Genomic DNA, 13,520 nt, shown 5'->3' with positions numbered 1-13,520 from the left:
GTCCTCAATTGAGGATGTCACGCATTGTGCGGATTTCGTTGCGGAATCGCAGGTGGCGCCCGGTGCGGCGAGTGACGGGAATGCCGAAGGGGCGCGGCGGATCTCGGATCCGCCGCGCCCCTTCGGACGTCGGGCCTTACAGACCCAGCTGGTGCTCGAAGTTGCCTTCCTCGATGCGCTTGGTCACCGCTTCGAGGTAGCGGGCGGCGTCCGCGCCGTCGATGAGCCGGTGGTCGTAGCTCAGCGTCAGGTGCATGACCGACCGCACCGCGATGACCTCGCCCAGGTCCGGGTCGTTGATCACGCGGGGCCGCTTGACGATCGCGGCCGTGCCGAGGATCGCCGACTGGCCCAGGGGCACGATCGGCGTGTCGAACAGCGCGCCCACCGAACCGGTGTTGGTGATGGTGAAGGTCCCGCCGAACAGGTCGTCGGGTGCCAGGCCGCCCTCGCGGGCCTTCTTGGCGATCTCCGCGATCCGCTTCGCCAGGCCCGGGATGTTGAGGTCCCCGGCGTTCTTGACGACCGGGACGATGAGCCCCTTCGGCGTGTCCACCGCGAAACCGACGTTCTCGGCCTCGGGGTAGGTGATCGTCTTCTCCTCCATGTTCATGGTGGCGTTGACGATCGGGTACTGCTGCAGGGCCTCGATCGCGGCGATCGAGAAGAACGGCAGGAAGGAGAGCTTCACGCCGTGACGCGCGAGGAACTCGTCCTTCTTGGCCGCGCGGAGCTTCGCCACCTTGGTGACGTCCACTTCGCGCACCGTCGTCAGCTGGGCCATGGTCTGCATCGACTGGAGCAGGGCCTTGGCCGCGGACTGGCGCAGGCGCGACATCTTCTCGGTGCGACCGCGCAGCGGGCTGACCTCGGCCTTGGCCGGAGCGGCCTTCGGCGCGGGGGCTGCGGCGGCGGCCGGCTCGGGCGCCTTCTTGGCGTCGATGACGGCCTGGACGTCCTCCTTGCGGATGCGCCCGCCCACACCGGAACCGGAGACCTCGCCGAGGTCCACGCCGTTCTCCGAGGCGAGCTTGCGCACCAGCGGCGTCACGTACGAGCCCGAGGGCTTCGACGCGGACGGCGCCGCGGGAGCGGCAGGCGCGGCGGCGGGAGCCGGAGCCGACTCGGGCGCGGCCGGAGCCGGCTTCGTCGGGGACCCCGCCTCCTGGGCCGGAGCGGGCTCCGGCTCGGACTTGACCACGGGCGTCGGCTCGGACTTCGGCGCGGCGGCCGGAGCGGTGGAGCCGGTGCCGATGATCGCGAGCACGGAACCGACCTCGGCGGTCTCGTCCTCGTTCACGCGGATCTCCAGCAGCGTGCCGGCGGCCGGGGACGGGATCTCCGTGTCGACCTTGTCGGTCGAGATCTCCAGCAGCGGCTCGTCGACCTCGACGGTGTCGCCGACGGCCTTGAGCCACTGCGTCACGGTACCCTCGGTGACCGACTCGCCCAGTTCGGGGAGCAGCACCTCGGTGCCTTCGGCGGCACCGCCGGAAGCGGCGGGAGCCTCCTCGGCGGCGGGTGCCGGGGCCTGCTCCGCGGCGGGAGCGGCTTCGGGCTCAGGCTCGGGGAGCGGCTCCTGGGAGGGCGCCGGCGCCTCGGGGGCGCCGCCGTTCGCCTCGGACGGGTCGCCGATGATCGCCAGCTCGCCGCCGATCTCCACCTCGGAGTCCTCGGGCGCCACGATCTTCAGCAGCACGCCGGCCACAGGGGAGGGCACCTCGGTGTCCACCTTGTCGGTCGAGACCTCCAGCAAGGGCTCGTCGACCTCGACCGTGTCGCCTTCCTTCTTGAGCCACTGCGTCACAGTCCCCTCGGTGACCGACTCACCGAGGGCGGGCATCGTTACCGATGTCGACATCGTTTCGTTCAACTCCTGTAGTCGTGCTTAGTCGTGGACGTGCAGCGGCTTGCCGGCCAGCAGCATGGCCGCTTCACCGATCGCCTCGTTCTGGGTCGGGTGCATGTGGATGAGCGACGCGACGTCAGAGGCGTAGCCCTCCCAGTTGTAGATCAGCTCCGCTTCACCGATCTGCTCGGAGATGCGGGCGCCGACCATGTGGACGCCTACGATCGGGCCGTCCTCGACCGCGACGAGCTTGATGAAGCCCTGGGTCTTGAGGATGTTCGACTTGCCGTTTCCGGCCAGGTTGTAGTTGACCGTCTTGATCTTCTCCGCGCCGTACTGCTCCTTCGCCTTGTCCTCGTTGAGGCCCATGGAGGCGACTTCGGGCTCGGTGAAGGTGACGCGGGGGATGCCCGCCTCGTCGATCGGGGCCGGGTTCAGGCCCGCGATGTGCTCGGCGACGTGGATGCCCTGCAGGAAGCCGCGGTGGGCGAGCTGGACGCCGGGGACGATGTCGCCGACGGCGTAGACGCCGGGGACGTTCGTCTGGAGGTTCTCGTTGACGAGGACGAAGCCGCGGTCGATCTCGACGCCCTGCTCCTCGTAGCCGAGGTTCGCGGTGACCGGGCCGCGGCCGACGGCCACGAGCACGACGTCGCCCTCGACGACCGCGCCGCCCTGGATGTGGACCTCGACGCCCGAGTCGGTCTTGACGACCTTCTCGAAGAACTTGCCGGTGTGGAACTTGATGCCGCGCTTGCGGAAGGCCCGCTCGAGGGCCTTGGAGGAGTCCGCGTCCTCGGCGGCGATGAGGCGGGGGAGGCCTTCGACGATCTCGACCTCGACGCCCAGCGACTTCCAGGCGGAGGCAAACTCGACGCCGATGACGCCGCCGCCGATGACGATGGCGCGGCGGGGGAGCTCGGTGAGGTTGAGCGCGTGCTCGGAGGTGATGACCTTCTCGCCGTCGATCTCCAGGCCGGGGAGCGTCTTGGAGTAGGAGCCGGTGGCGAGGACGACGTGCGCGCCGGTGAGGGTCTGGCCGTTGTCGACCTGGACCGCGTTGGGGCCGACGAGCTTGCCGGTGCCCTGGACCACATCGATCTTGTTGGCCTTGAACAGGCCCTGGAGGCCCTTGTACATCTTGGCGACGACGTCGTCCTTGTACTTGTTCACGGCCTTGACGTCGACGCCCTGGAACTCGGCCAGGATGCCGAACTGATCGGCTTCGCGGGTGGTGTCTGCGACCTCGCCGGCGTGGAGCAGCGCCTTGGTCGGGATGCAACCGCGGTGGAGGCAGGTGCCGCCCACCTTGTCCTTCTCGACCAGGGCCACCTTCATGCCCAGCCCGGCCGCGCGGAACGCGGTCGCGTAACCGCCGCTGCCGCCGCCCAGGACTACTACGTCGTAACCTGCGTTCGGGTCGCTCATAGCTCTCCCTGCTTAACGATGCATCAGTTTCGCGGTCCATCCTTCCACCGGGCGCGGCGCTGTGGACGACTAGACCCGATCGAATGGAGTGTGCAACACCATTCAACCGCTTGGCAGGGGCTTCGGAAAGTCATGTTCGTGTGCGGCTGGACACAGGCGTGATCGCGCGTGTGTACGCTTGAAACTCGACGCGGCGCAGGGTGCGGAAGGATCGACTGTGGGCATGTTCGGACGGAAGAAGAAACAGGGCAAAGGGACGCTGGACAGGGCCTCCGACAACGTGGACCAGCGCCACCTCATCGACTTCATCAAGACGCGGACCGGCGTCGAGGCCTATCTGGAGCCGAAGACCACGGTCACCGAGACCACGGTCATGCTCGTCGCCCACGACGGCGAGTGGACGCGGCGCCGGGTCGACGGCCCGGCGGGGGCGTTCGCCATGGGACGCAAGTACAGCGTCCCGGTGTACGAGGTCGCCAAGACCGGGTATCCGCAGCGCAAGCGTGACTTCGACGCGCGTAAGCGCGTCGAGAGGAAAGCATTGTGACGCGCGGCCCGGCACGAAGTGCCGCGGAGCGCGGAGCGCCGCGCCGAAAGCTGGAGCAGCAGCGCCGCCAGTAGGCCGAACCGGTCGAAGTTACCCTCGCGTGTAGTAGCGAGGGCCCCCGGCAACAACCCTGCCTCGGGGAACCTGAAGCCGGGCTGAAGGCGGCGGTGCCCTCGGGCGGGTGCGCGAACGGGGCGCGGCGAACCGCGCCCCGTCCACTCCTGCTCAGGCCGCGAACTCCTCCAGCAGCGCCACCAGCGTGCGCACCGGACGGCCGGTCGCGCCCTTGCTGATGTACCCGTAGGCCGAGTCCGAGTCGGCGGGCCCGGCGATGTCGAGGTGCGCCCACGGCACCTCCTCGGGCACGAACTTCGACAGGAAGATCCCGCCCTGGATCATGTGCCCGTCCCGCTTGAGGCCGGTCGCGCACTGCGACACGTCCGCGATCGGGGACTCCATGAGCTTGACCAGGTCCTCGGGGAACGGCATCGCCCAGCCGTGCTCGCCGGTCTCCTCGCCGATGCGGCGCACCCGCTCGGTCTCGGTGTCGGTGCCCATGAGGCCCATGGTCCGCTTGCCCAGCGCGACGACCTGGCCGCCGGTGAGGGTCGCGACGTCGTAGAGCGCGTCGGGCTCGTCCTCCAGGGCGCGCGAGATCCCGTCGGCGAGCACCAGGCGGCCCTCGGCGTCGGTGTTCAGCACCTCCACGGTCTTGCCGCCCCGGATGGTGATCACGTCGGACGGGCGGAAGGAGGTGCCCGAGAGCAGGTTCTCGGCCAGCGCGACGGTGCAGGTCACGGCCACGTTCAGGCCGAGCTTCGCGGCGGCGATGGTGGCGCCGACGACGGCCGCGGCCCCGGCCATGTCGCCCTTCATGTCCCACATGCCCGCGCCCGGCTTGATGTTGATGCCGCCGGAGTCGAAGGTGATGCCCTTGCCGACGAACGCGACGTGCTTGGCCGCGCCCTCGGGCCGGTAGGACAGGCGGACCAGGCGCGGGTCGGCCGAGGACCCGCCGCCGACGGCGAGGATGCCGCCGTACCCGCCCGCGGAGAGCGCTTCGGCGTCGAGGATCTCGACGTCCAGTCCGGCCGCGGTCGCGGCCCGCTCGATCTCGACGGCGAACGTCGGCGGGCGCAGGAGGTTCGCGGGCGTGTCGGCCCAGTCCTTGACGAGCGCGACGCTCTCGGCGAGCACGGCCGCCTTGCGCAGGGCCGCCTCGCCCGCGCCGTAGACCTGGACGGTCGCGGGCGCGTCGTCCCCGTTGCCCTCGGTCTTGTACCCCTCGAACTTGTAGGCGGCCAGGGCCGCGCCGACGGCGGTCGCCTCGGGGTCGCCCTCGAAGGCGATGGCGACCGAGTCCTTGCCGAAAGCGGCCCGCACGGCGGTGCCGGCGGCGCGGCGCAGGGTCTCGTCGTCCAGGTCCTCGGCGTCGCCCAGACCGACCGCGTACACGAGCTCGGCGGCCAGGCCCTCGGGCGCGGGCAGGCGCGTGAGCGAGGAGGCCCCGCCGGTGTTGCCGAGGGCCGCGAGCTGGTGGGCCAGCCGCCCGCCGAACGCGGCGTCGACGCCCGCGGCGCTCTCGGGGATCTCGGGGGCGTCCTCGCCGGAGAAGACGCCGACGACGAGCACTGCCGCCTCGGCGGCGGCCAAGTCGCCGGAGACGCTGATCAGATCAGTCACGATCCATCCTTCGTTGTGCGATTTTCGGGGACCAAATGCTCCGATCCTAGCCACTGGGACGCGCGATAAGCTCTGTCCCATGTCCGAATCGCCTGAGCTCACAACACCGCTGCTGACCTCGCCCCTGCACTCCCGCCACGCGGCCCACGGCGCCAAGTTCGCCGAGTTCGCCGGCTGGGACATGCCGCTCCAGTATCCGAGCGGAGTGCTCGCCGAGCACCAGGCGGTGCGCACCCGGGTCGGCGTCTTCGACGTCTCGCACCTGGGCAAGGTGTGGGTGCGCGGGCCGGGCGCGGCGGCGTTCGCGAACCGCTGCCTGGCGAACGACCTGGACCGGATCGGCGACGGCGGGGCCCAGTACACGCTGTGCCTCGACGAGTCCGGCGGCGTGGTCGACGACCTCATCGCCTACCGCTTCGGCGACGACGAGGTCTTCCTGATCCCCAACGCCGCCAACACGGCCGAGGTCGCGCGCCGCCTGAGCGAGGCCGCGCCCGAGGGGATCGAGGTGCGCGACGCGCACCGCTCGTTCGCGGTGATCGCGGTCCAGGGCCCGGACTCGCCGGGCCTCCTCGAATACCTGGGCCTGCCGCACGACCACGGGTACATGACCTTCCGCGAGCACCTGGTCGACCACGCCGACGTCATCGTCTGCCGCTCGGGCTACACCGGCGAGACCGGCTACGAGCTGGTGGTCCCGAACGAGGCCGCGGGGGACCTGTGGGACGCGATGCTCGTCGCGGGCGCGGTCCCGTGCGGGCTCGGCGCGAGGGACACGCTGCGCCTGGAGATGGGCTACCCGCTGCACGGCCAGGACCTGAGCCCGGACATCACGCCGGTGCAGGCGCGCCTGAACTGGGCGATCGGGTGGGACAAGCCGGCGTTCTGGGGCCGCGACGCGCTCGCGGCCGAGCGCGCCGAGGGCCCGAAGCGGCGGCTGTGGGGCCTGGAGGCCACCGGCAAGGGCGTCCCGCGCGCCCACATGACCGTGCTCGACCCCGCCGCCGACGACGCCGAGGTCGGCGAGACGACGTCCGGCGGCCACGCGCCGACCTTGAAGAAGGGCATCGCGCTGGCGCTCCTGGACGCCTCGTACAAGCCCGGGGCCGAGCTCGAGCTGGACGTGCGCGGCCGCCGGTTGCCGGTGCGCGTCGTGAAGCCGCCGTTCACCGCCGCCGACCCGCACTAGCGGCGGTCCCGCACGCGCGGGCGGTCCCGCCAGACGGGCAGCGGTGCACTACGAGTCGCATTGCGTCCCTTCGCATGCACTAGATATCGACATGTTGTGATCGACCCGGGCCTTGTCTGCCGCCAGGTTCTCAGATAGCGTTTACCAGAACCTCGCAGACGAAGGAGTCACATGTCAGGCCAGTCGCACCGCTATGCCATCGTCGGGACCGGATCGCGCGCCTCGATGTACGTCAGAGCCATCATCGAGCGGGGTGACAAGACCAGCCTCGTCGCGCTGGCGGACACCAACCCCAAGCGGATCGCACACCACGTCAGGGCCGTCGAGGACGCAGGACTCCCGGCCCCCGCCGCGTACGCCGCCGCCGACTTCGACCGGCTCCTGGCCGAGACCGCGCCCCAGACGGTCATCGTCACCTCGGTGGACGCGACGCACCACGAGTACGTCCTCGCCGCCTTGGCAGCCGATTGCCACGTGATCTCCGAGAAGCCCCTGACCACGACCGCCGAGCACGCCGCGCAGATCCTCGAGGCCGAGGCGGCGTCGAAGGGCACGGTCACCGTCACCTTCAACTACCGCTACAACCCCCTCCACGAGAAGGTCGCCGAGCTCCTGCGCGAAGGCGCGATCGGCGAGATCACCTCCGTGGGCTTCGACTGGCTCCTCGACACCCGCCACGGCGCCGACTACTTCCGCCGCTGGCACCGCGAGGCCGAGCACTCCGGCGGACTCCTCGTCCACAAGTCCGGCCACCACTTCGACCTCGTCAACTGGTGGCTCGACGCCGCCCCCGTGAGCGCCTTCGCCAAGGGGAAGCTCGCCTTCTACGGCGAGAACGGCAAGACCAACGGCCACGACCGCGGCTACGAGCGCGTCCACGGCTCCCCGCAGGCCGCCGACGACCCCTTCGCGCTCCACATGGCCGAGAACGAGACCCTCAAGACCCTGTACCTCGACGCCGAGGACCAGGACGGATACATACGCGACCAGAGCGTGTTCGCCCCCGGCATCACCATCTACGACGACATGATGGCCCTCGTGGACTACGACTCGGGCGTCACGCTCTCCTACCGGCTCACCGCCTACTCGCCCTGGGAGGGCTACCGGGTCCACTTCAACGGCACCCGGGGCCGGCTCGAACTGCTCGTGGTCGAGAACGACCACGTCAACCCCGCCCTCAAGGGCCCCAACGGCGCCAGCATCCACGGCACCCACGCCGCCGCCGAAGAGGGTTGGTACGAGCTCACCGTCCACCCGTTCTGGACCAAGCCGACCAAGATCGACCTCGGCGAGTACAACCGCGCCGGACACGGCGGCGGCGACGCGCGGATGCTCGGCGTCCTCTTCGACGGCGACACCGACCCCCACGCGCGCTCGGCCACCGCCCGGGACGGCGTGAACGCCCTGGCGGCGGGCCTGGCCTCCAACGTCTCCATCGCGACCGGGCAACCGGTTGTGGTCGCCGACCTCTTCAAGCAGTAAGGGTTTCGATGGGCCTCCACCCCGACCGGCTGTTCCCGGCCGACGAACGCACGCGGGCCATCGCCCGCGAGATCCACCAGCGCACCACCGACCTGCCGCTGGTCAGCCCGCACGGCCACGTCGACCCGCGACTGATGTCGCAGAACCGGCCGTTCCCCGACCCGGCGCGCCTGTTCGTCGTCCCCGACCACTACCTGACTCGGATGCTCTACAGCCAGGGCGTGACCCCGGACGAGCTCGGCGTCCCCTCGGTGAAGGGCGAGCCCTCCGAAGTGGACGGACGCACGATCTGGCGCCGCTTCGCCGAGCACTACCACCTGTTCCGCGGCACGCCCTCGAAGATGTGGCTCGACTACACCTTCGCGGAGGTCTTCGGGATCTACAAGCAGCTCGGCGCCGACACCGCCGACGAGTTCTACGACCACCTCTCCGCGCGGCTCACCGAGCCCGCCTACCGGCCCCGGGCCCTGTTCGACCGCTTCAACATCGAAGTGCTCGCGACCACCGAGTCCCCGATCGACTCGCTCGAACCCCACGCGGCGCTCGAAGCGATCCCGACCGCGAACGGCCGCCGCTGGGGCGGCAGGGGCGGCAAGGTCATCACGACCTTCCGGCCCGACAACCTGGTCGAACCCGACTGGCCCGGTTGGAAGGAGCGCGTCGAGCAGCTGGGGGAGATCACCGGCGAGGACACCTCCACGTTCGACGGCTTCCTGGCGGCACTGCGCAAGCGCCGCCAGGACTTCATCGCCGCCGGAGCCACCACCACCGACCACGGCAACAGGACCGCCCTCACCTTCGACGATCCGGCGAAGGCCGCCGAGATCTTCCACAAGGCGCTCAAGGGAGATCTGGAAGGCCGGGAGCACCGCCTCCTGCCCGCTCACATGCTGGTCGAATTCGCCCGCATGAGCGTCGAGGACGGCCTGGTCATGCAGCTGCACCCAGGGTCGGAGCGAAACCACAACCAGTGGCTGTACGAGGGATGGGGCCGCGACGTCGGCGGCGACATCCCCGACGCCACCAACTACACCTGGGCCCTCAAACCGCTCCTGGACGCCTTCGGCAACAACCCGCGCTTCAAGATCGTGCTCTACACCCTGGACGAGACGGTCTTCAGCCGCGAGATCGCGCCCCTCGCGGGCGGCTACTCCTCGGTCTTCATCGGCGCCCCCTGGTGGTTCCTCGACTCGCCGGAAGGCATGCGCCGCTTCAGGGAAGCCGTGCACGAGACCGCCGGGTTCTACAACACGGCAGGGTTCGTGGACGACACCCGCGCGTTCTGCTCGATCCCGGCCCGGCACGATGTGGCCCGGAGGGTCGATGCGGCCTACCTCGCCCGGTTGGTCGCCGAGCACCGCATGACCGAGAGCGAGGCCGCCGAAGTGGCCGTCGACCTCGCCTACAACCTCCCCCGCAAGATCTACGGATTGGGCCCGCACCCGTCGCCCCGCCCAACCGACTCACTTCGCTCGTCCTTCCCCAAACCGGAGTAAACACATGACCTTTTCAGGGACCCGGATCGAACGCCTCGAAGTCCACGACGTGCGGTTCCCGACCGCGACCGCCGGCGACGGCTCGGACTCGATCAACCGCGCCGACTACTCGGCCTGCTACGTCGAGCTGCACACCGACGGCGGCCCCACCGGCACCGGCTTCACCTTCACCGGAGGGCGCGGCACCGAGATCGTCGCCTCCGCCGTCAAGGCCTTCGCGCACCTGGTGGAGGGCAAGAGCATCGAGGAGATCTTCGCGAACCCGGTCGAGTTCTCCCGCTCGATCGTCCAGGAGCCCCAGATCCGCTGGCTCGGCCCCGAGAAGGGCGCCACCCACATGGCCGTCGGCGCGATCGTCAACGCCGTCTGGGACCTGCGCGCCAAACTCGAGGGCAAGCCCATGTGGCGGCTCCTCGCCGAGATGGACTCCGCCGAACTCGCCGCCCAGATCGACTACCGGCACATCGAGGACGAACTCACCCCCGCCGAGGCCGAAGCGATCCTCGACGAGGGCCGCACCGGCTACGAGGACCGCCTCAAGGTCCTCCAGGCCGACGGCTTCCCCGCCTACACCACCTCCGTCGGCTGGCTCGGCTACTCCGACGAGAAGGTCCGGGCCCTCACCGAGCAGGCCGTCGCCGACGGCTGGACCGCCGCCAAGATGAAGGTGGGCTCGCCCGACGTCGCCGACGACGTGCGCCGCGCCGGCATCATCCGCGACGTCCTCGGCCCCGACCGCCTGCTCATGATGGACGCCAACCAGATCTGGTCGGTCCCCGAGGCCATCGAGAACATGAAGCACCTGGCGGCCTTCGACCCGTACTGGATCGAGGAGCCCACCCACCCCGACGACATCCTCGGCCACGCCAGGATCGCCAAGGCCGTCAACCCGATCCGCGTCGCCACCGGCGAGGTCGCCGCCAACCGCGTCATCTTCAAGCAGCTCCTCCAGGCCGAGGCCATCCGCGTCTGCCAGATCGACGCCTGCCGCGTCGGCGGCATCCCCGAAGTCCTCGCGACCCTCCTCATGGCCGCCAAGCGCGGCGTCGAGGTCTGCCCCCACTCCGGCGGCGTGGGACTGTGCGAATACGTACAGCACCTGGGTATGTTCGAGTACCTTCGCATCGGCAAGACGCTGGAGGGCCGCATGATCGAGTACGTCGACCACCTGCACGAGCACTACACCGACCCGGTCACCGTGGTCGACGGCAGGTACCGGCTGCCCACGCAGCCCGGATACTCCGTGACCCTCAAGGACGAGTCCATCGCCGAGTTCTCCTTCCCGAACGGGCCCGCGTGGAACGCCTAGCCAACGAGAACCTCAAGCGGCTCCCCGGGGACGTGCGCGTCCCCGGGGACCGCCCCGGCAGCGCCGGCATCCTCCACATCGGCGCCGGCGCGTTCCACCGCGCCCACCAGGCCGTCTACACCGACGACACCGACTGGGGCATCACCGTCGCCGCCCCGAACTCGCGCGGCGTCATCGACGCCCTCGCCGACCAGGACGGGCTGTTCACCGTCGCGACCCTCGGCCCCGACGGCGCCCGCACGCGCGTCATCGGCTCCATCGTGGACACCCTCCACATCGCGACCGAACGCGAACGCGCCCTCGACCTCGTCGCGAGCGAGACGACCCACGTCGTCACCCTCACCGTCACCGAGAAGGCCTACCGCGACCCCGCGGGCGTCCCCGGACTCCTCGCCGAAGGCCTCGCCCGCCGGGCCCGCGCCCACGGCGCGCCGCTCACGATCCTGTGCTGCGACAACCTCCCCGACAACGGCAGGACCACCCGCGCCGCCGTCGAACCGCTCCTCGACCCGACGACGCGAACCTGGGCCGAGCAGCACGTCACCTTCCCCTCCAGCATGGTCGACCGGATCGTCCCGGCATCCACACCGGCGACCTACGAGCGGGCCCTCCACGAACTCGGCGTCACCGACCTCGCCGCCGTCGAAGCCGAACCGTTCACCCAGTGGGTCATCGAAGACGACTTCGCCGGACCCCGGCCCGACTGGGACGCCACCTTCACCGACGACGTCGCCGGCTGGGAGCGCCTGAAGCTGCGCACCCTCAACGGCGTCCACTCCACCCTCGCCTACCTCGGCGCCCTCGCCGACGTCGAGACGATCAGCGAGACCCTCGCCCTCCCCGGGACCGAGGACTTCGCACGCTGGCTCATCGGCGAGCAGATCGCGCCGAGCCTCACCCCGCCCGACGGCCAGGACACGGTCGCCTACGGCGAGAGCGTCCTCGAACGGTTCGCCAACCCCGGCATCAGGCACCGGTGCGTCCAGATCGCCATGGACGGCTCCCAGAAGCTCCCGCAGCGCCTCTTCGCCACCATCGCCGACCTCGGCGAAGCCGGCGTCGACCGCGACCTCATCGCGCTCCCGCTCGCCGCCTGGACCCGCTTCTGCGCTGGCCGCAGCGACTCGGGAGCCGAACTGCCCCTTGACGACCCGCTCAAGGACGTCATCCGCCAGAGCCTGTCCGCCGCCGGGACCAACCCGGCCGCGCGCATCGACGCGATCCTCGGACTCGACCGGATCGTCCCCGCCACCGTCGCCGACGACCACCAGCTGCGCCGGGCCGCCGCCAAATGGCTGCGCGAACTCGACCGGCACGGCGTCGCCACCACCCTGGAGCACCTGTGACCGAGAAGAGCACGCCGCGCATCGCCCTCGTGGGCGCCAACGGCTACGGCCTGCACCACCGGCAGAACCTCGAACCGCGCCGCCGCCGCGGCGAGATCGCCTTCGTCGGCATCTGCGACACCGCCGAGATCCACGAGGACGAGCACATCCCCCTCGGCGACATCCCCGTCTTCGACGACTACCAGAAGCTGCTCGACGAAACCGACCCGCACGTGGTCGTCATCGCGACCCCGCCCCCGACCCACCTGCCGATCGCCAGCGCCGCCATGCGCCACGGCAGCGACGTCTACCTCGAGAAGCCCCCCGTCGCGAACCTCGAGGAGTACAAGCGGCTCTACGAGGTCATGACCGAGACCGGCCGCAACGTCCAGGTCGGCTTCCAGGCCCTCGGCTCCCACGGCTTCAACGCCCTGCGCGACGCCGTCGAGGCCGGAAGGCTCGGCGAAGTCCAGGCCGTCGGCGTCGCCGGCTCCTGGCGCCGACCCGACTCGTACTACCGCCGGTCCCCATGGGCCGGAAAGCGGGAGGTCAACGGCGTCCTGGTCGCCGACGGCGCCCTCGCCAACCCGTTCGCGCACGCCTCCCAGGAGGCCATCGCCCTCGCGGGGGACTGGCCGCTGGCCGGCCCGATCGACCTGGAGCGCCTGCGCACCCGCGAGAACATCGAGGTGGACGACACCGCGGTGTGGCGCGGCGTCAACCTCAACGGCGTGCAGATCACCGTGGCCGTGACCCTGTGCGGGCACGAGAAGGTCGAAGGCGACGTCTACGTGCGCGGCACCGAGGGCGAGGCCTGGTTCGAATACCCGACCGACCGGCTGCGACTTCCCGGCGAGTCCGAGCCGAAGCCCTACGGGCGCACCGACCTCCTCGACAACCTCCTCGCGCACCGCCAGCGGGGCGTGGGCCTCATCTCGGGGCTGCGGCGCGCGAAGACCTTCACCGGCGTCCTGGAGACGGTCCTGAACTCGCCCGTCCCGCGCCTGGTCGACGCCGCGCACCTCGAACGCGTCGAGGACGACACGGTCACGATCCTCAAGGGCGCCGACAAGGCCGTCGAAGCGGCGGCCAAGGGCGGCAGGCTCTTCAGCGAACTCGCCCTGCCCTGGGCCTGAGGCGCCGGGTCGCACGCGAGACGGGCCTCCGGGGACCGTTCCCGGAGGCCCGAGCCCTACAGGTCGAGACCTGCGG

General features: G+C 70.4%; 10 protein-coding genes. 7 read left to right on the top strand and 3 right to left on the bottom strand.

Annotated elements, in window-relative coordinates; genetic code table 11:
* Positions 1-136: 136 nt before the first annotated feature.
* Both sucB and lpdA read right to left on the bottom strand, forming a co-directional pair.
* A complete protein-coding gene (sucB, locus tag BLQ63_RS05525; RefSeq protein ID WP_091029798.1) occupies positions 137-1,861 on the bottom strand; it encodes a 2-oxoglutarate dehydrogenase, E2 component, dihydrolipoamide succinyltransferase in 1,725 nt (574 codons plus the stop codon).
* A 27-nt stretch (positions 1,862-1,888) separates the two neighbouring features.
* Positions 1,889-3,277 carry a dihydrolipoyl dehydrogenase gene (gene lpdA, locus BLQ63_RS05520; protein ID WP_091029795.1) on the bottom strand — a complete coding sequence of 463 codons (1,389 nt, stop codon included), beginning with the start codon at positions 3,275-3,277 and terminating at the stop codon, positions 1,889-1,891.
* 223 nt (positions 3,278-3,500) lie between these two features.
* Here lpdA and BLQ63_RS05515 point away from each other — a divergent pair, with 223 nt between their 5' ends.
* A complete protein-coding gene (locus BLQ63_RS05515; protein WP_245680856.1) occupies positions 3,501-3,824 on the top strand; it encodes an oxidoreductase in 324 nt (107 codons plus the stop codon).
* A gap of 225 nt (positions 3,825-4,049) precedes the next feature.
* On the opposite strand, the gene BLQ63_RS05510 is transcribed toward BLQ63_RS05515, so the two are convergent.
* Positions 4,050-5,507, bottom strand: a complete 1,458-nt coding sequence (locus BLQ63_RS05510; RefSeq protein WP_218125072.1) for a leucyl aminopeptidase — start codon at positions 5,505-5,507, stop codon at positions 4,050-4,052.
* Between the two features lie 79 nt (positions 5,508-5,586).
* Between BLQ63_RS05510 and gcvT the strand changes: the two genes are divergently transcribed.
* The 6 genes from gcvT to BLQ63_RS05480 all read left to right on the top strand — a co-directional run bounded on the left by gcvT (position 5,587) and on the right by BLQ63_RS05480 (position 13,444).
* Positions 5,587-6,696, top strand: coding sequence for a glycine cleavage system aminomethyltransferase GcvT (gene gcvT, locus BLQ63_RS05505; protein WP_091029784.1), 1,110 nt, complete (start codon positions 5,587-5,589; stop codon positions 6,694-6,696).
* 171 nt (positions 6,697-6,867) lie between these two features.
* Positions 6,868-8,178 carry a Gfo/Idh/MocA family oxidoreductase gene (locus BLQ63_RS05500; RefSeq protein WP_091029780.1) on the top strand — a complete coding sequence of 437 codons (1,311 nt, stop codon included), beginning with the start codon at positions 6,868-6,870 and terminating at the stop codon, positions 8,176-8,178.
* 8 nt (positions 8,179-8,186) lie between these two features.
* Complete coding sequence (gene uxaC / locus BLQ63_RS05495; protein ID WP_091029777.1) at positions 8,187-9,674, top strand: glucuronate isomerase; 1,488 nt, start codon at positions 8,187-8,189, stop codon at positions 9,672-9,674.
* Positions 9,675-9,678: 4 nt separating this feature from the next.
* Positions 9,679-10,983: an enolase C-terminal domain-like protein gene (locus BLQ63_RS05490; protein ID WP_091029773.1), complete on the top strand. Its 1,305-nt coding sequence runs from the start codon at positions 9,679-9,681 to the stop codon at positions 10,981-10,983.
* Positions 10,971-12,329 (top strand): mannitol dehydrogenase family protein, encoded by a 1,359-nt coding sequence (locus BLQ63_RS05485; RefSeq protein ID WP_091029770.1) that lies wholly within the window; start codon positions 10,971-10,973, stop codon positions 12,327-12,329. Before BLQ63_RS05490 ends, BLQ63_RS05485 begins: the two co-directional genes overlap by 13 nt.
* On the top strand, positions 12,326-13,444 hold the full coding sequence (locus tag BLQ63_RS05480; protein WP_177154800.1) for a Gfo/Idh/MocA family protein: 1,119 nt from the start codon (positions 12,326-12,328) through the stop codon (positions 13,442-13,444). The genes BLQ63_RS05485 and BLQ63_RS05480 overlap by 4 nt, the downstream gene beginning before the upstream one ends.
* Positions 13,445-13,520: the final 76 nt, after the last annotated feature.

This window comes from Glycomyces harbinensis, assembly GCF_900101745.1.
In the GTDB taxonomy this organism is placed as follows: domain Bacteria; phylum Actinomycetota; class Actinomycetes; order Mycobacteriales; family Micromonosporaceae; genus Glycomyces; species Glycomyces harbinensis.
This window is presented reverse-complemented; position numbering and strand designations above follow the sequence as displayed.